We start from the raw sequence: 15,567 nt of genomic DNA on the forward strand, positions 1-15,567 counted from the left end.
CAGGCCTGGCCCATTCGCGGGTAAACCCGCGCCTACAGCGGCCTGTGCTTGTCCACTCAGGCCGTAGCGCTGACCATGCCACCCGCACTGCTGCCGCCCTCTTGCTGCAACAGCTCCAGTAACTGCGCCGTGGCTGCCATGATCTGCCCGTTGATGGTGGCAATGCTTGCCTGCTTGGCACCTATCGCTGCCGCCTTGGCAGCCTCGTCCAACTTGCTGTTCTGCAATGCAGCCAACTGTTTCTGCTCTTCTGCCAGTTGCTTCTGCAGGTCCTTGATCAGTTGACGCAGCTCGCTCACAGCCCCCGACTCGCTACTCTCTTCAGTGTCGGTGGATTGCGCCTGGCTACCCGCCGACACCTTCATGCTGTCACTGCTGATGCTCAACGGCCCCACCGCCTCACCGGCCTGTTTCGCCTGTTCGCGTTCGGTTGCTGCATTCGCGCTCAGCGTCTGCGCTGAAACGCCATTGATCATCAGGTTGCTTGCCGTGATGCCGCTCATGTCGATTCCTTGCCTGAAAGTTTGGTCCTTGCCGTAACCACCACATCGGCCGCCTCGCGCTGTTCTTTAGCCCGCTTAAATTCCTCCCCGGTTGGCTCGTTCCAACTCATGTACTTGCGCAGGAGCCGGAGCCCCGGCGGGCGTCCATATTCGACCATTCAGGAAATCGCAGCCATGAGCCAGTCCTCACAGCAGGAAACCATCAAAGACATGATCGGCGTGGGCTTCGGTCCTTCCAACCTGGCCTTGGCCATCGCCCTGGAAGAACTCGCCGAATCCCGGGGTCATGCGCTCGACGCACTGTTCATCGACAAGCAGAAAGACTACCACTGGCACGGCGAGACATTGGCTACCCAGAGCGAATTGCAGATCTCGTTCCTCAAGGACCTGGTGTCGCTGCGCACCCCGACCAGCCCGTACAGCTTCGTCAACTACCTGCACCAGAAGCAGCGCCTGGCCGACTTCATCAACCTCGGCACCTTCTATCCCTGCCGCCTGGAGTACAACGACTACCTGCGCTGGGCCGCCGAGCATTTCGCCTCCCAGGCGGTGTATGGGCAGGAGGTGTTGCGCATCGAACCGCACGTGCATGCAGGCCGGGTCGAACACCTGCGCGTGGTCACGCGTGACACGCAGGGCCGCGAATACAGCCGCCGCACCCGCTCGGTGGTGGTGGGCAGCGGTGGCACGCCGAAAATCCCGGAAAACTTCGGTGCCTTCAAGGACGACCCGCGGGTCTTCCACCACTCGCAGTACCTGAGCAGCCTGACCAAACTGCCGTGCACGGCTGGCAAACCGATGCGCATTGCCGTGATCGGCTCAGGCCAGAGCGCCGCCGAGGCGTTCATCGACCTCAACGACAGTTACCCGTCAGTCAAGGTCGACATGATTCTGCGCGGCTCGGCCCTCAAACCTGCCGACGACAGCCCTTTCGTCAACGAGATCTTCTCGCCCGACTACACCGACCTGGTCTACAACGAACCGGCCGACCAGCGCAGCAAACTGCTGGGCGAATACCACAACACCAACTATTCGGTGGTCGACCTCAACCTGATCGAGCGCATCTACGGCATCCTCTACCGGCAGAAGGTTGCCCGTCAGCCCCGCCACAACGTGCTGTGCCGGCGCCAGGTGGAAGCAGTGGTGGCTACCCGCGAAGGCCTGGAACTGACCCTGCGCGACCTCGCCACCGCCCAGCAGCAAACCCACCGCTACGATGCCGTTATCCTCGCCACCGGTTACGAGCGCCGCTCACACCGTGAATTGTTGGCGCCGCTGGCCGATTACCTGGAGGACTTCAGCGTCGACCGCAACTACCGCGTACTGGCCAGCCCGGACCTGCAAGCCTCGGTGTACCTGCAGGGCTTCTGCGAAAACAGCCACGGTCTGAGTGACACCCTGCTTTCGGTCCTGCCGGCCCGCGCTGCGGAAATTGGCCGGGCACTGTACCAGGACCTGGAGCAGTTGCACGAAAAGCCCCAAGCAGCCGCGGCACTGACCCGCGCCTGACTCCTCTGCAACAAGCCATCAAGGCCGGACTGATGCCTGTGCGCAGTCCGGCTTTTGCGCTTTGAAACATTTGCTTTCATTTAAACCTGCAGGTTTTCAATTCTCATTCGTCCTTATCAGTACAGCCCTCTTTGGTTGGCACACGCTCGACCACCAATAACAGAAGACCGTCTGATGGCCAAATCACCGAAAAAATCCAAATCCAGGCTGTGGTTCCTGGTCCACAGCTGGCTCGCCCTGCCGATCTGGTTCTTCGTCCTGATCGTCTGCTTCACCGGCATGCTCGCCGTGGTCAGTCAGGAAATCGTCTGGCTCGCGGACCCGGCCGTGCGCGCCAACAAGCCAGACGCGGACACCGAGCGCATGAGCTTTCAGCAGGTACTGGAGGCCTTGAACAAGGCCGAGCCGGACATGGTGGTGGAGCGCCTGAGCCAGCCGGATGGTTCGCACTTCGCGGTGAAGGCCAATGTCACCCTGCCTGACGGCACCAGCCCGACGCTGTATGTAAACCCTTACACCGGGGCCATCCAGGGCAAGACCCCAGACTTCAACTTCGAAGCCTTCACCCGCGCCCTGCACGGCTGGTGGCTGGTGCCGTTCACCAATGGTTTCAGCTGGGGCTGGTACCTGGTATCGCTGCTCGGCCTGCCGATGCTGGCCTCGCTGGTCACCGGCCTGGTGGTTTACAAGAAGTTCTGGAAAGGCTTTTTCAAACCCGTGCGCACCGGCCATGGTTCGCGAATTTTCTGGGGTGACCTGCACCGTCTGTCCGGGGTGTGGTCAATCTGGTTCATTGCGGTCATTTCCATCACCGGCACCTGGTTCCTGATCCAGGCGATCCTGTCTGACAACCACATCACCCTTTCCAGCCGATCCATCGTGCCGGTGATCGCCCGTGAGGAGGTGCCGCAAACGCCAGATGGCAGCCCCGCCTCGCGCATCGACCTGGATGAAGCGGCGCGCCTTGCCGGCCTGGCGATCCCGGGGCTGGAAGTGACCTCCATCTCGCTCCCCGCCACTGCCTACAGCCACGTCACGCTGTCTGGCCCGGGCTGGTACCCGTTGATGTTCCAGAGTGCTTCGGTGAATCCGTACACACGCAATGTCGACAGCCAGTTCCTGATCAGCGACCGTTCGGCCCTGGAGTTCGTCACCGAGTCCATGCGCCCGCTGCACACTGGCGACTTCGGCGGTTTGCCGATCAAGCTGGTGTGGTTCTTCTTCGGCCTGATCCTCACCCTGATGGTGCTCAGCGGCCTGCTGATCTGGACCAAACGCACCGCCCAGGCCACCGCCGCAGCCCTCAAGCGTAGCGAGCGCGCACCGCGTGCGGCACGCAGTGAAACCACCGTGGAGGTCCACTCATGAGCCAGGCCCAGGCCCTGCCCGCCAGCCCGCTGAAGCAGCTTTGGCTGAAGTGGCGTTTTCACCTGAACATCCTGCTGATCCTGATCCCGCTGGGCTTCATGCCCAAGTACTTCGCCGACGCCAGGCTATTCCGCGGCGACGCCGGCCTTGGCGCCAACGTGATCAGTGACATCCAGGTCGGCCCCTACAGCCTCGACCTTGCCGAACTGCGTGACGAGGCGCCACGCGCCGACGGCCCGGCCGGCTACTTCAAATCGTTCAATGCATCGTTGTGCAAGGCCTGCATAAAGGACGTCAAGGCAGCCTACCTGCGCATCGGCAAGCCGCGCAGCCTGCGCGCCGCCGGCACCATTTTCTTCGGTGCACCGTACAACATGGGCACCTCGTTGCCGATCCCGCCGCGCACCAAGCCCGACGCGCAGATCTGGATCACCCTGGAAGGCTGGGACGGCAGCATGCACCAGGCGTCGATCCCCCTGGCCAAGGCATCGCCAGCCACCGTGGCATGGCTCAAGAAACAAGGAGACAACAAATGAAACACCTGATGCGCACCCTGGCCTTGCCCGTCCTGGTACTGGCCGCCGGCCCTGCGCTGGCGCACAACCCGATGTGCGAATGCGAAGAACTGGCCAACGGCCAGGTCAAGTGTACCGGCGGTTTCTCGGACGGCAGCGGTGCCCCCGGGGTGACCCTCGATGTGATCGGTTATGACGAAGAGGTGCTGGTCGGCGGCAAGCTTGGCGACGACTCGACGCTGACCTTCAAGCGCCCGGACGGCGAATTCTACGTGCTGTTCGATGCCGGCCCCGGGCACGTGGTGGAAGTGGACTACGCCGATATCGCCCAGCCATGAGCCGCGCCCAAGTCATTCGCCCGGCCGGTGCCGGGCACGAAACCCTGTATGTGCTGCTGGCAAGCCTGCTTATCGTGGTGCTCGCCGCCAGCGTGGTGCTGCTGCGCGGTGAGCGCGAGGACGAACAGGCCATCGCCCGCCACCAGATCGACGCTCGCCGCGACCTCACCGCCGCCGAGCAAGGCCTCTACACCGACCTGTGGGTGGCCTTCGACGAGATCCAGTTACTGCGCGAAGAAAACGGCGTTGCCCCCGGCGTGCAGGCCCTGGCCGAAGAAGGCCTGCCGCCGTTCGTGGTCGACGCTGGCAGCCAGAGCCGTGGCGGCCACCAATGGTCATGGCTGGAGCCCGGCGCCTACCTGGGCCGCAGCCAGGCCCCTGACGTTGCCGGCAGCCTGCTGCTGATGCTGCCACCCGACAGCTCAGGCCAAGCCGATGTCTGGCTGCGCCGCGACAGCGCCGCCGTGATCCCGGACGACCTCGGCCAGGCCGCCCTGATCGCCGCTGGCTGGCAACAAGTGGTCAGCCACTACGACGCCGGGGTCACCCGCGAACACCGTCACTGAACCCAAGGACTCGCCCATGTTTCGCTCCGCCTTCGCCCTGCTCCTGGCCTTTGCCTTGCCGGCACTGGCCCTGGCCGATAACAGCAAGCCGCTGCGTATCGGCATCACCCTGCACCCCTACTACAGCTACGTAAGCAATATTGTCGGCGACAAGGCCGAGGTAGTTCCCCTGATTCCGGCTGGCTTCAACCCGCACGCCTACGAGCCGCGGGCCGAGGACATCAAGCGCATCGGCACACTGGACGTGGTGGTGCTCAACGGCGTTGGCCATGACGACTTCGCAGACCGCATGATCGCCACCAGCGAAAAACCCGACATTGCCACTATCGAAGCCAATCAGAATGTACCGCTACTGGCGGCCACCGGCATAGCCGCCCGCGGTGCCGGCAAGGTGGTCAACCCGCACACCTTTCTGTCGATCAGCACCACCATCGCCCAGGTGAACAACATCGCCCGCGAACTGGGCAAGCTCGACCCTGACAACGCCAGGTTGTACACGCAAAACGCCCGTGCCTACGCCAAGCGCCTGCGCGCCATGCGTGCCGAGGCCCTGGCCAAGGTCACCGAAGCCCCTGGCGCAACGTTCCGAGTCGCTACCATCCATGCTGCCTATGACTACCTGGTGCGTGACTTCGGTCTGGAGGTGACGGCCGTCGTCGAGCCTGCCCATGGCATCGAGCCCAGCCCGGCACAGCTGAAAAAGACCATCGACCAGCTCAAGGCACTGGACGTGCGGGTGATCTTCTCGGAAATGGACTTCCCGTCAGCCTATGTCGAAACCATTCAACGCGAGTCCGGCGTGCGCCTGTATCCGTTGACGCATATCTCCTACGGCGATTACACCAAGGATAAGTACGAGGTGGAAATGAAGCGCAACCTCGACACGGTGGTCCGCGCCATTCAGGAGAACCGCGCATGACCGCTGCCGCCAAGCTGGTGACAGCCTGCGGGCCGCGCATCGAATTCGCCGGCATCGACCTGACCCTGGGCCGCACACGTATCCTCGAACAGGTCAGTTTCAGCGTGGCGGCAGGCAGCGTGCACGCCATCGTCGGCCCCAACGGCGGCGGCAAGAGCTCGCTGATCAAGACCCTGCTCGGGCAGATGCCGCACGAGGGCCAGCTGACCCTGCATTGGCCTGGTGAGCGCGAAGTGATCGGCTACGTGCCGCAGGCACTGGAATTCGACCGTGGCCTGCCAATGACCGTGGACGACTTCATGGCCGCCATGTGCCAGCGCCGCCCGGCCTTCCTCGGCCTGTCGCGGCGTGTAAAGCCGGCCATTGATGCAGCCCTGGTGCAGGTTGGCATGCTCGACAAGCGCACGCGGCGCATGGGTGCACTTTCCGGTGGCGAGCGTCAGCGCGTGCTGCTGGCCCAGGGCCTGATCCCAGAGCCGCAATTGCTGGTGCTGGACGAACCGATGTCGGCCCTCGATGAAGCCGGCATACAGGTGTTCGAACAGTTATTGCAGGGCTGGCGCCAGGCCGGCACTACCGTTCTGTGGATCGAGCATGACCTGGAAGCCGTGTTGCGCCTGGCTGACCGGGTAACGGGCCTGAGCCGCCAGGTGTTGTTCGACGCCCCGCCTGCCCAGGCCCTGACTCCAGAGCGCCTGCTTGGCCTGTTCTCCGTTCACCCGCGCAGCGAGAGCCTTGCCCGATGAGTTTTGAAATCTTTCGCCAAACGGTCCAGGACTGGGCCACTGCCGGCTATCTGCCCGAGGCGCTGGCCTACGGTTTCGTGGTCAACGCCCTGCTGGCCGGCTTGATGATCGGCCCGGTGCTGGGCGGCCTGGGCACCTTGGTGGTGGTCAAGCGGTTTGCCTTCTTCTCCGAAGCGGTCGGCCATGCGGCACTGACCGGCGTGGCCATCGGTATCCTGCTGGGTGAGCCCTATACCGGCCCTTACGGCAGTCTGTTCGGCTATTGCCTGCTGTTCGGCATTCTGCTCAACTTCCTGCGCAACCGCACCGGGTTGTCGCCGGACACGCTGATTGGCGTGTTCCTGTCGGTGTCCCTGGCGCTGGGCGCCAGCCTGCTGTTGATGTTGGCGGGCAAAATCAACGTGCACATCCTCGAAAACGTGCTGTTCGGCTCGGTGCTGACCGTTAGCGCTCAGGACTTGGTCGTGCTGGGCATCGTCGCGCTACTGGTGCTGGCCTTGGCGCTGCCGCTCTACAACCGCATCATGCTGGCCAGTTTCAATCCGCAGCTGGCGGCTGTGCGCGGGGTGGCGGTGAAGACCCTGGACTATCTGTTCGTGGTGCTGGTGACGTTGGTGACCGTGGCTGCGGTGAAGGTGATCGGGGCCATCCTGGTCGGCGCGCTGCTGGTCATCCCGGCCGCCGCCGCTCGCCTGGTCAGCCAGTCACTCAAGGGCTTTTTCTTCCTGTCGGTACTGATTGCCACCATCAGCACCCTGTTCGGCATCCTGTTGCCGATCGTTATCGATCTGCCAGTGCCGTCAGGGGCCGCGATCATCCTGGTCGCCGGCATCTGCTTTGCCCTGGCCGCCCTGGCCCGCGCCCTCGTTCCCCGCCTGCAAGGAAACCCGGCATGAACTTCAAACACCTGACCCTGGCGCTGGCACTGGCCGGGCTGCCGTCACTGTCTTTCGCCACGCAAGTGCTGACGACCCTGCCCGTCACCCACAGCCTGGCCAGCGCCCTGCTCGACGGTACTGCGGTGCAGCTCCAGCGGGCAGCACCGGCCAACCTGCCAGCCAGCCGTCAACCGTCATATTTCAGCGGGCGTGGTGGCGCTGGCCTGCACAAGGCCGCCCAGCAGGCAGATGCGGTGGTCGGCGTGCGATCGATCTGGCGTGACGACCCGCTGTACCCGATGGCACGGCGCAGCAATATCCGCATTGTCGAGATCGATGCCGCGCGACCGGTGGATGGCGCACTGCCGGGCATTGCGGTGAGCGGTGACGATGCCTATGGCGCTTACCCCTGGCTCAACCCGACCAACCTCGGGCGCATGGCCGACGTGGTAGCCAATGACCTGGAGCGCCTGGCGCCGGACGACAAGGCGAAGATCCAGGGCAACCTGGCAGGGCTCAAGCGCCAATTGCTGGAGCTTTCGGCCAGCAGCCAGACGCGGCTGGCCAAAGTCGACAACCTGACGGTGGTGAGCCTGTCGGAGCGACTGGGGTATCTGGTCAACGGGTTGAACCTGGATGCGGTCGAGCAGCCGCTGCCGGCCAATTGGGATGCGGCCGCACTCAAGGCGCTGGGGGAGAACCTGAAGGCGCAGGACGTGGCGCTGGTGCTGGACCATCGTCAGCCGAGTGCGGCGGTGGCCGAGGTGATCAAGGCAGCCGGGGCCAGGCTGGTGGTGGTGGAGAGTGACCCTGAGGATGCGATTGCGGGGCTCAAGGCCAGTGTCGACCAGGTCGTCGGGGCATTGGGCGAGCGCTGATCGCACAGGGTCGCGCGGCTGCAGTGGACACGCATTGGTGGTTCGTAGGAGCGGGTTCACCCGCGAAAGGGCCGGGCCTGCTGGCCAATTTACACCCGCCGTTCACTGTTGCAGTCGCCACCGTATTCGCGGGTAAACCCGCTCCTACACATGCACAGGCCGTCGTAGGAGCGGGTTCACCCGCGAAAGGGCCGGCCCGGCTGGCCAATTTCCACCCGCCGCTCACCGTTGCAGTCGCCACCGTATTCGCGGGTAAACCCGCTCCTACGCATGCACAGGCCGTCGTAGGAGCGGGTTCACCCGCGAAAGGGCCGGCCCTGCTGGCCAATTTACACCCGCCGTTTACTGTTGCAGCCGCCACCGTATTCGCGGGTAACCCGCTCAAGGATCGCGGTAACTGCCGGGCTAACGCTTCATGCACCGCTGATAGCGCACATCCACCCGCCCGGCAAACCAGGCCGTGGTCAGCTTGCGGGTAATCTTCGGGCTCTTCAGCTCGATGCCCGGTAGCACCGCGCGGGGCAACGGTTTGCCAGCTTTGGCATCTGCCAGGGCGAACACCCCGCTGTACAACTTGCTGTCTTCGAACGCCAGGCTGTCACCCTCCTCCAGCTGGCTTCGGATCTGCGGGTTACGCAGCCCCAGCTTTACCCCTAGCTTGCGCGCAGCCAGTTCGGTGCTCCCCGGCATGATCGCCCCCGGCGCCACCAGGTCGCCGTCCAGTGCCAACTTCACCCCCGTGACCTTGCTCAACGCCGCCTGGAATGCCGCATTGCGGCTGGCGTACCAGCCCGCGTTGAAATCGGCAAACCGGTAAAGCTGGCGCTCGTAGTTGGCCGGGTAGTCCAACAGGTGGGCAATACCGAAATACATGCCGCCGCGCCGGCTGAACACTTCCTGGCGGATCGTGCCTTCATGGCTGTAGGGGTAATCCCTTGCATGCTTTTCGGCGAAGTCGATGCTGACCTGCATCGGCCCGCCGGTGTGCACCGGATTCAGCCCACCCAGCAAGGTCTTGCCCAGCGGCACGCGAGCCACGACTTCGTCGTACAGTTCGCTCAACTGCTTTTCGCTGCGCACCGCCCGCAAACGCTGCTGGTAGCTCTGGCCGTTGCCCGACGGCGTCTTCAGCGCACCGTCGACCAGCAGCTTGGGAATATGCAGGCGCGCGGCGCGGCGGTCGATCTCCTGGCGGGCGATACGCCCAAGGTTGGGCACCTGCGGGTCCGCAGTGAAGGTCGACTCCTGTTCGGTCACCGCAAGCACGGCGCACAGGTTGCTTTTACTAGGCGCTATGCGCTGGGCTTCGAAGGCTGTCTGGATATCTTTGGCCCAACCCTCGCGGTCCTTGACCTGGGCGGGCAACAGCCGCAGCAGTTGCGCGCGGATTTTGGCCGGGTCCGCTTCGGGCGCGTCTTCGCGGCGCCCGGCACAGCCTTGCAACAGCGCCACGGCCGTCACCGCAATAGCGAGTAACCGGCCGTTCAGGGCTGTTCACCGATCAGGTAGGTTTTGCTGATGTGGCGGAACTGCGGGTGCCCGGCACTGCCCATCAATTCGAACAGCACCATCTCGCGGGTCACCACCTGCGCGCCGGCGGCACGCATGCGCGCCAGACCTGCGGCCTTGCTGGCCGGGGTGCGGCTGTCGCAGGCATCCTCGACCACGAACACTTGCTTGCCCAGCGCCAGCAGGCCGAGCACCGTCTGCAGCACGCAAACATGGGTTTCCATGCCACAGACGATCACCTGCTCGCGCGCCATCAAGCTGGCTGGCAGGCACTCGGCGGCCACGCAGGAAAAGTGACTTTTCTCCACCAAGTCGGCTGTCGGGGCTGCGACCAGCAGTTCGGCCAGGGTATGACCCAGGCCTTTGGGGTACTGCTCGGAAATCACCGTCGGCAGCGCCAGCTCGGCAGTCGCCGCCAGCAACCAGCGGGCCCGTGCCCGAGTGCCTTCGGGGTCGCTCATGGCACCGATGAGTTTTTCCTGGATGTCGACGACCAGCAGCGTGGCCTTGAGTGGATCGATCAGCATTACCTGCCTCTTGCCTGGGAAAAACCCTAGCCTCCCCCAGGCAAGCGGTGACGTCAATCAGGCGGACAGCCGAAGCGGTTGCAGCGACGCGGTCAGCGCAGCGAGCACACGGTCTTCCTGCTCATGGATGAAGAAATGGCCACCCGGGAACATCTGCAGCGAGAACGCACCGTGGGTTTCATTGCGCCATGCCTGCAGTTGCTCATCGCTGGCCCGGTCATCCACACCACCCAGCACATGCAGGGGGCACTGCAACGCCGCTCGCTGGCGGTATGTGTAAGTGCCGCACAACAGAAAATCGGCGCGCAAGGTCGGCAAGGTCAGGCTCATCAGCTCTGCGTTGGCCAGCACTTCCTCAGGCGTGCCCTGCAGCTCACGCAACTCGCTGATCAGCTCGGCGTCGCTCTTGGGCTCGCGCCAGTTGTTGCCATCGTAGTCCTCACGCCGGGTAGGTGCCGCGGTGCCGCAGGCGAACAAGGCCAGCGGCGCCGGGCAGCCCAATGCCTGCAGCTCATGGGCCAGCTCAAAGGCCAGCAGAGCGCCCAGGCTGTGGCCGAGCAGCGCATAAGGAGCGCTTGCCGTCAGGCGCTGCTCGCTGGCCAGTTGCCGAGCCAGACCTTGCATGTCGGTGTGCAGCGACTCGCCCATGCGCGCACCCCGCCCGGGCAACTCTACCGGGCGCACCTGCAACCAGGCCGGCAGCTTGCGCCGCCAGCGGCTGTAGACCATGGCGCTGGCCCCGGAGTACGGCAGGCACAGCAGGTTCAGCACGGTCACTGGGCGGCAGCTTCGGCCATTTTCTGGCGCAGGCTCAGCGGGCGCATGTCGGTCCAGACTTCATCGATGTAGGCCAGGCAGTCCTTCTTCAGGCCGCTTTTGCCCACGGCACGCCAGCCGTTGGGGATAGCTTTGTAGTCGGGCCAGATCGAGTATTGCTCTTCGTGGTTGACCACTACCTGGAACTGGATATCGTCGCGGTCGAAAACGGAAGTCATTGCCTGTCTCCTTAAGTGATGATGCCGCTGCGCGCCTGGCGCAGGGTGGCTTTCAAGTAGACGTAGCAAGCGGTGTAAAAATTAACGGAATTGACGCTCAGGTATCGCGCAACAGGTCGTGCGTATCGAGCAACCGGAACGCAACCTGCGGATTACGCTCCAGCCCGCGCCGGATCGCCGCAGGGATAGACTGCCGGGTCTTGCGGCACAACCCGGGCTGGTCGTCCAGTTCGATGACGATGCCGCGCATGGTCCGTACCTCGTTGTAACCGGGGGCGATGTGCACGCGGATGCCGAGGTTTTCGTACAGCCGCTGCTGCAGACGTTGAAGGTCTTCCAGGTCCTTCAGGTTTTCCAGGCGTTCGAGCAGGCGTTTTTCTTCCTGCCGAGTCAGCAGGAGAATGCGCTGGGCGGCCTGCGGATGGTCGGCCAGCTGTTCGCGGCCGCAGTCACAGGCACCAGGAGGGCAAGGTTGGCGTATAGGAACAGGTGTACTCATAGGGCAAGCATAGCCTGTAGCGACGGTCAGAGCTGCGCCAACCGCGCGCGCAGGAAGCTGACAAAACCCTGCACCGGCCGCGCCACCTGCCGGTGCTGCGGATACACCGCCGACAGCTGCAGCGCGGGCGGGCGCCACTCATCCAGAACCGTCACCAGTTGCCCCTCCGCCAACGCCTGCCCAACGATAAAGGTCGGCAGGTAAGTGACCCCCATCCCGGCAATCGCAGCGCCCCGCAGCAACTCACCATTGTTCGCCCGCATGCGCCCGGTCACCTGAATTGCCTGGGCTTTGCCACCTTTGTGGAACTGCCACTGCACCTGGCGCGAATGCCCATAGGGCAGGCAATCATGCGCGGCGAGCTCATCCGGTTTTCCCGGCACTCCCCGTGCTTGCAAATACGCCGGGCTCGCACAGTAGACCCGCTCGACACTGGCGATACGCCGGGCGATCAGGCTGGAGTCCTCCAGTGCACCAATCCGCAGCGCCAGGTCATAGCCTTCACCAATCAGGTCCACGGCGCGGTCGCTCAGGTCTACCTCCACATCAACCTGGGGATGCAACTGCAGAAACTCGGTCAGCAGGCAGCCCAGGTGCGCCATGGCAAACGACAGCGGTGCGCTGAGGCGCAAGGTGCCGCGCAGGACCTGGGCCTGGCCGCTGATGTCATGTTCGACCTGCTGCACTTCACCCAGCAGGCGCAGGGCCGACTGGTAGTAGTGCTGCCCCAGTGGCGTGGCATCGAGGCGCCGGGTGGAGCGGTTGAGCAGGCGCACGCCCAGGCGCTCTTCAAGCTGCATCAGGCGCCGGCTGACCGATTGCTTGGACATGCCCAGACGGTCGGCGGCAGCGGTGAAACTGCCGGCCTCCATCACTTGGGCAAAGATCCGCATGTCTTCGTAAGGGTTCATTGTCTCGCTCTTGGTGACAGTCAAACACTTTATAGCGGCTTTTTCCCACAAGCGCATCTGCCTAATCTACGCACAAGTCGCAGCGATGGCCCCACAGGCCAGGCAAGACGCCCACTTCCAACACTTGCACAGAAAAGGATTCGCTCATGAACATTGTCCACAAAGTCCTCACCACCTCCCTTCTGGCCCTGTCCGTTTCCAGTGCCTTCGCCGCCGGCAGCCCAGGTGTGGAACAACACACCCAGGCTTTCCTCGAAGCCCTGGAGAAAGGGGGCGGCAAACCGCTGGAACAGCTCACCCCGAACGATGCCCGCGCGGTACTGACCGGCGCCCAGGCCTCGGTCAAGGTCGACCTCTTGGGGATCGAAGTGAAGGAACGCACCATTCAGGCCAATGGCCATTCGATCAAGCTGCAAGTGGTACGCCCGACCAATGTGAAAGGTGATCTGCCGGTGTTCATGTTCTTCCACGGCGGCGGTTGGGTGCTGGGCGACTTCCCGACCCACCAGCGACTGATCCGCGACCTGGTGGTCGGCTCGGGCGCGGTGGCGGTCTATGTGGACTACACGCCGTCACCGGAAGCGCATTACCCGACGGCGATCAACCAGGCCTACGCCGCGACCCGCTGGGTGGCCGAGCATGGCAAGGAGATCGGCGTGGATGGCAAGCGCCTGGCTGTAGCCGGCAACAGCGTTGGCGGCAACATGGCGGCGGTGGTTGCACTCAAGGCCAAAGAGGCCGGTACCCCTGCCCTGCGCTTCCAGTTGCTGCTGTGGCCGGTGACCGATGCCAGCTTCGAGACAGCGTCGTACAAGCAGTTTGCCGAAGGACACTTCCTGACCTCCGGGATGATGAAGTGGTTCTGGAACAACTACACCGTTGATGCAAAGGCGCGGGCGCAGATTTACGCCTCGCCGCTGCGGGCGTCCGCCGAACAGCTGAAGGGCTTGCCACCGGCCCTGGTGCAAACGGCTGAGTTCGATGTGCTTCGGGATGAAGGTGAGGCGTATGCCCGCAAGTTGAATGCGGCGGGCGTGACAGTAACCTCGGTGCGCTACAACGGAATGATTCATGACTATGGGCTGCTCAACCCGTTGAGCCAAGTGCCGGCAGTAAAGGCGGCGCTGCGGCAGGCGGGCAACGAACTTAAAGTGCATCTGCAGTGAGGCGATGAGCAAAAGACCCGCCTGGGCGGGTCTTTTGCTTCTATTTGCGGAAACGGCCCGCAGGCGTCAATGAATCTGCCATCGGTGCGGCAGGTCCGGCCCTTTCGCGGGTAAACCCGCTCCTACACAGCCACCACAACCGTCAAATTCTGTGGTGGCCTGTGTAGGAGCGGGTTTGCCCGCGAAAGGGCCGGCAAATCCTGCTCAGGGCTCAAACCCTTCCACAATGATCACCTCAGCCTTCGCCACCCCTTGGCGATGGCTGCATGCCTCTTGGTACAGCGCGGAGCGGTAACAGGCGACGGCCTGCTCGTACGAATCGAACTCGATCACCACGCTACGCTGAGGCGTAACCCTCCCTTCCATCGCTTCGCTGCGCCCGCCACGGGCCAGGAAGCGGCCACCGAATGCCTTGAAGGCAGCCGGGGCGCGCTGGGTGTACTGCTGGTATTGCTCGGGGTCGGTCACGTCCACATGGGCGATCCAGTAGGCCTTCATGTGCTGCTCTCCTGTTACGGCGATATTTGTGTATGATGGTATACCATAAAATTCACCCCACCACAGTGAGCGTGCACCATGGCTTTCAACACCATCGAGGAACTTCTCGAGGACTACCGGCAAGGCAAGATGGTCCTGCTGGTGGATGACGAGGACCGGGAAAACGAAGGCGACCTGCTGATCGCCGCCGAGCGTTGCGACGCCCAGGCCATCAACTTCATGGCCCGCGAGGCGCGCGGGCTGATCTGCCTGACCTTGACCGACGATCACTGCCAGCGCCTGGGCCTGGAGCAGATGGTTCCGGCCAACGGTAGCGTGTTCAGCACCGCGTTCACCGTGTCGATCGAGGCGGCCACCGGGGTCACCACCGGCATTTCCGCCGCTGACCGGGCTCGCACCGTGGCAGCGGCCATGGCCCCCAACGCTCGCCCCGAAGACCTGGTACAACCTGGCCACATCTTCCCCCTGCGCGCCCGCGAAGGCGGCGTGCTGACGCGCGCCGGCCACACCGAAGCCGGCTGCGACCTGGCGCGCCTTGCCGGCTTCAGCCCGGCCTCGGTCATCGTTGAAGTGCTGAACGACGACGGCACCATGGCCCGCCGCCCCGACCTGGAAGTGTTCGCCACCCGGCATGGCATCAAGATCGGCACCATCGCCGACCTGATCCACTACCGTCTGAGCACCGAGCAGACCATCAAGCGCATCGGCGAGCGCGAGCTACCGACTGTGCATGGCACCTTCCGCCTGGTCACCTATGAAGACCGCATCGAAGGTGGCGTGCATATGGCCATGGTCATGGGCGACATTCGCCGCGAACAACCGACCCTGGTGCGGGTGCATGTGATTGACCCGCTGCGCGACCTGGTGGGTGCCGAATACGCAGGCCCCGCCAACTGGACGTTGTGGGCGGCGCTGCAGAGGGTGGCCGATGAAGGTGCTGGCGTGGTGGTGATCCTGGCCAACCACGAATCCTCCCAGGCCCTGCTGGAGCGCGTACCACAACTGACCCACCCTGTGCGGCCCTATCAACGTGGCCAGTCCAAGGTGTATTCCGAAGTGGGCACCGGGGCGCAGATTCTGCAGGACCTTGGCGTGGGCAAGCTGCGTCACCTGGGGCCTCCGCTTAAATACGCGGGTCTGGCGGGGTATGAGCTGGAAGTGGTGCAGAGCATCCCGTTCGAGCCCGGGATTGCAAGCTAAAAGCAACATACACAACTGATTTATCGAGGCCCTGTAGGAGCG

19 protein-coding genes are annotated in these 15,567 nt (G+C 63.8%); 11 read left to right on the forward strand and 8 right to left on the reverse strand.

The features are described from left to right. Positions 1-56: 56 nt before the first annotated feature. On the reverse strand, positions 57-503 hold the full coding sequence (locus ACF8RA_RS03315; protein ID WP_176682404.1) for a hypothetical protein: 447 nt from the start codon (positions 501-503) through the stop codon (positions 57-59). Positions 504-677: 174 nt separating this feature from the next. Between ACF8RA_RS03315 and ACF8RA_RS03320 the strand changes: the two genes are divergently transcribed. The 9 genes from ACF8RA_RS03320 to ACF8RA_RS03360 all read left to right on the forward strand — a co-directional run bounded on the left by ACF8RA_RS03320 (position 678) and on the right by ACF8RA_RS03360 (position 8,220). Then, positions 678-2,012, forward strand: a complete 1,335-nt coding sequence (locus tag ACF8RA_RS03320; protein WP_392513926.1) for a lysine N(6)-hydroxylase/L-ornithine N(5)-oxygenase family protein — start codon at positions 678-680, stop codon at positions 2,010-2,012. Between the two features lie 174 nt (positions 2,013-2,186). Beyond that, complete coding sequence (locus ACF8RA_RS03325) at positions 2,187-3,380, forward strand: PepSY domain-containing protein (RefSeq protein ID WP_209966930.1); 1,194 nt, start codon at positions 2,187-2,189, stop codon at positions 3,378-3,380. Further along, on the forward strand, positions 3,377-3,916 hold the full coding sequence (locus ACF8RA_RS03330; protein ID WP_176682401.1) for a thiamine pyrophosphate-binding protein: 540 nt from the start codon (positions 3,377-3,379) through the stop codon (positions 3,914-3,916). The genes ACF8RA_RS03325 and ACF8RA_RS03330 overlap by 4 nt, the downstream gene beginning before the upstream one ends. After that, the gene (locus ACF8RA_RS03335) at positions 3,913-4,233 is read left to right on the forward strand and encodes a hypothetical protein (protein WP_176682400.1); all 321 of its coding nucleotides are present in this window, start codon (positions 3,913-3,915) and stop codon (positions 4,231-4,233) included. Before ACF8RA_RS03330 ends, ACF8RA_RS03335 begins: the two co-directional genes overlap by 4 nt. Then, positions 4,230-4,799, forward strand: a complete 570-nt coding sequence (locus tag ACF8RA_RS03340) for a DUF6162 family protein (protein ID WP_392513925.1) — start codon at positions 4,230-4,232, stop codon at positions 4,797-4,799. The genes ACF8RA_RS03335 and ACF8RA_RS03340 overlap by 4 nt, the downstream gene beginning before the upstream one ends. Positions 4,800-4,815: 16 nt before the next feature. Further along, positions 4,816-5,718: a metal ABC transporter substrate-binding protein gene (locus tag ACF8RA_RS03345; RefSeq protein WP_176682398.1), complete on the forward strand. Its 903-nt coding sequence runs from the start codon at positions 4,816-4,818 to the stop codon at positions 5,716-5,718. Continuing rightward, positions 5,715-6,464: a metal ABC transporter ATP-binding protein gene (locus tag ACF8RA_RS03350; protein ID WP_176682397.1), complete on the forward strand. Its 750-nt coding sequence runs from the start codon at positions 5,715-5,717 to the stop codon at positions 6,462-6,464. Before ACF8RA_RS03345 ends, ACF8RA_RS03350 begins: the two co-directional genes overlap by 4 nt. Continuing rightward, entirely contained in the window at positions 6,461-7,360 is a 900-nt protein-coding gene (locus ACF8RA_RS03355) for a metal ABC transporter permease (protein WP_176682396.1), read from the forward strand. Before ACF8RA_RS03350 ends, ACF8RA_RS03355 begins: the two co-directional genes overlap by 4 nt. After that, on the forward strand, positions 7,357-8,220 hold the full coding sequence (locus tag ACF8RA_RS03360) for a metal ABC transporter solute-binding protein, Zn/Mn family (RefSeq protein WP_392513924.1): 864 nt from the start codon (positions 7,357-7,359) through the stop codon (positions 8,218-8,220). Before ACF8RA_RS03355 ends, ACF8RA_RS03360 begins: the two co-directional genes overlap by 4 nt. 405 nt (positions 8,221-8,625) lie before the next feature. On the opposite strand, the gene ACF8RA_RS03365 is transcribed toward ACF8RA_RS03360, so the two are convergent. From ACF8RA_RS03365 to ACF8RA_RS03390, 6 genes are all read right to left on the reverse strand, one after another. Further along, on the reverse strand, positions 8,626-9,708 hold the full coding sequence (locus tag ACF8RA_RS03365; RefSeq protein WP_392513927.1) for a DUF1615 domain-containing protein: 1,083 nt from the start codon (positions 9,706-9,708) through the stop codon (positions 8,626-8,628). Next, positions 9,705-10,256, reverse strand: coding sequence for a hydrolase (locus ACF8RA_RS03370; RefSeq protein ID WP_392513923.1), 552 nt, complete (start codon positions 10,254-10,256; stop codon positions 9,705-9,707). The genes ACF8RA_RS03365 and ACF8RA_RS03370 overlap by 4 nt, the downstream gene beginning before the upstream one ends. Before the next feature lie 57 nt (positions 10,257-10,313). Further along, entirely contained in the window at positions 10,314-11,033 is a 720-nt protein-coding gene (locus ACF8RA_RS03375) for an alpha/beta fold hydrolase (RefSeq protein ID WP_176682393.1), read from the reverse strand. After that, a complete protein-coding gene (locus ACF8RA_RS03380; RefSeq protein ID WP_003256222.1) occupies positions 11,030-11,251 on the reverse strand; it encodes an MbtH family protein in 222 nt (73 codons plus the stop codon). Before ACF8RA_RS03380 ends, ACF8RA_RS03375 begins: the two co-directional genes overlap by 4 nt. Before the next feature lie 97 nt (positions 11,252-11,348). Then, positions 11,349-11,750 (reverse strand): hypothetical protein, encoded by a 402-nt coding sequence (locus ACF8RA_RS03385; protein WP_176682392.1) that lies wholly within the window; start codon positions 11,748-11,750, stop codon positions 11,349-11,351. A 26-nt stretch (positions 11,751-11,776) separates the two neighbouring features. Further along, on the reverse strand, positions 11,777-12,661 hold the full coding sequence (locus tag ACF8RA_RS03390) for a LysR family transcriptional regulator (protein ID WP_392513922.1): 885 nt from the start codon (positions 12,659-12,661) through the stop codon (positions 11,777-11,779). Positions 12,662-12,807: 146 nt separating this feature from the next. Here ACF8RA_RS03390 and ACF8RA_RS03395 point away from each other — a divergent pair, with 146 nt between their 5' ends. Further along, positions 12,808-13,827 (forward strand): alpha/beta hydrolase, encoded by a 1,020-nt coding sequence (locus ACF8RA_RS03395; RefSeq protein WP_176682390.1) that lies wholly within the window; start codon positions 12,808-12,810, stop codon positions 13,825-13,827. 204 nt (positions 13,828-14,031) lie between these two features. On the opposite strand, the gene ACF8RA_RS03400 is transcribed toward ACF8RA_RS03395, so the two are convergent. Then, positions 14,032-14,325: a DUF1330 domain-containing protein gene (locus ACF8RA_RS03400; RefSeq protein WP_209966955.1), complete on the reverse strand. Its 294-nt coding sequence runs from the start codon at positions 14,323-14,325 to the stop codon at positions 14,032-14,034. A 78-nt stretch (positions 14,326-14,403) separates the two neighbouring features. On the opposite strand from ACF8RA_RS03400, the gene ribBA reads away from it, so the two are divergent. Then, the gene (ribBA, locus tag ACF8RA_RS03405; protein WP_176682388.1) at positions 14,404-15,525 is read left to right on the forward strand and encodes a bifunctional 3,4-dihydroxy-2-butanone-4-phosphate synthase/GTP cyclohydrolase II; all 1,122 of its coding nucleotides are present in this window, start codon (positions 14,404-14,406) and stop codon (positions 15,523-15,525) included. The last annotated feature ends 42 nt before the right edge of the window (positions 15,526-15,567 follow it).

Origin of the sequence: Pseudomonas sp. FYR_5 (assembly GCF_043106315.1) — a bacterium.
In the GTDB taxonomy this organism is placed as follows: Bacteria; Pseudomonadota; Gammaproteobacteria; order Pseudomonadales; family Pseudomonadaceae; genus Aquipseudomonas; species Aquipseudomonas putida_Y.

Coding starts and splice junctions, on each gene's coding strand:
- ACF8RA_RS03315 (WP_176682404.1), bottom strand. CDS start 503: ATGAGCGGCATCACGGCAAGCAACCTGATGATCAATGGCGTTTCAGCG.
- ACF8RA_RS03320 (WP_392513926.1), top strand. CDS start 678: ATGAGCCAGTCCTCACAGCAGGAAACCATCAAAGACATGATCGGCGTG.
- ACF8RA_RS03325 (WP_209966930.1), top strand. CDS start 2,187: ATGGCCAAATCACCGAAAAAATCCAAATCCAGGCTGTGGTTCCTGGTC.
- ACF8RA_RS03330 (WP_176682401.1), top strand. CDS start 3,377: ATGAGCCAGGCCCAGGCCCTGCCCGCCAGCCCGCTGAAGCAGCTTTGG.
- ACF8RA_RS03335 (WP_176682400.1), top strand. CDS start 3,913: ATGAAACACCTGATGCGCACCCTGGCCTTGCCCGTCCTGGTACTGGCC.
- ACF8RA_RS03340 (WP_392513925.1), top strand. CDS start 4,230: ATGAGCCGCGCCCAAGTCATTCGCCCGGCCGGTGCCGGGCACGAAACC.
- ACF8RA_RS03345 (WP_176682398.1), top strand. CDS start 4,816: ATGTTTCGCTCCGCCTTCGCCCTGCTCCTGGCCTTTGCCTTGCCGGCA.
- ACF8RA_RS03350 (WP_176682397.1), top strand. CDS start 5,715: ATGACCGCTGCCGCCAAGCTGGTGACAGCCTGCGGGCCGCGCATCGAA.
- ACF8RA_RS03355 (WP_176682396.1), top strand. CDS start 6,461: ATGAGTTTTGAAATCTTTCGCCAAACGGTCCAGGACTGGGCCACTGCC.
- ACF8RA_RS03360 (WP_392513924.1), top strand. CDS start 7,357: ATGAACTTCAAACACCTGACCCTGGCGCTGGCACTGGCCGGGCTGCCG.
- ACF8RA_RS03370 (WP_392513923.1), bottom strand. CDS start 10,256: ATGCTGATCGATCCACTCAAGGCCACGCTGCTGGTCGTCGACATCCAG.
- ACF8RA_RS03380 (WP_003256222.1), bottom strand. CDS start 11,251: ATGACTTCCGTTTTCGACCGCGACGATATCCAGTTCCAGGTAGTGGTC.
- ACF8RA_RS03385 (WP_176682392.1), bottom strand. CDS start 11,750: ATGAGTACACCTGTTCCTATACGCCAACCTTGCCCTCCTGGTGCCTGT.
- ACF8RA_RS03390 (WP_392513922.1), bottom strand. CDS start 12,661: ATGAACCCTTACGAAGACATGCGGATCTTTGCCCAAGTGATGGAGGCC.
- ACF8RA_RS03395 (WP_176682390.1), top strand. CDS start 12,808: ATGAACATTGTCCACAAAGTCCTCACCACCTCCCTTCTGGCCCTGTCC.
- ACF8RA_RS03400 (WP_209966955.1), bottom strand. CDS start 14,325: ATGAAGGCCTACTGGATCGCCCATGTGGACGTGACCGACCCCGAGCAA.
- ribBA (WP_176682388.1), top strand. CDS start 14,404: ATGGCTTTCAACACCATCGAGGAACTTCTCGAGGACTACCGGCAAGGC.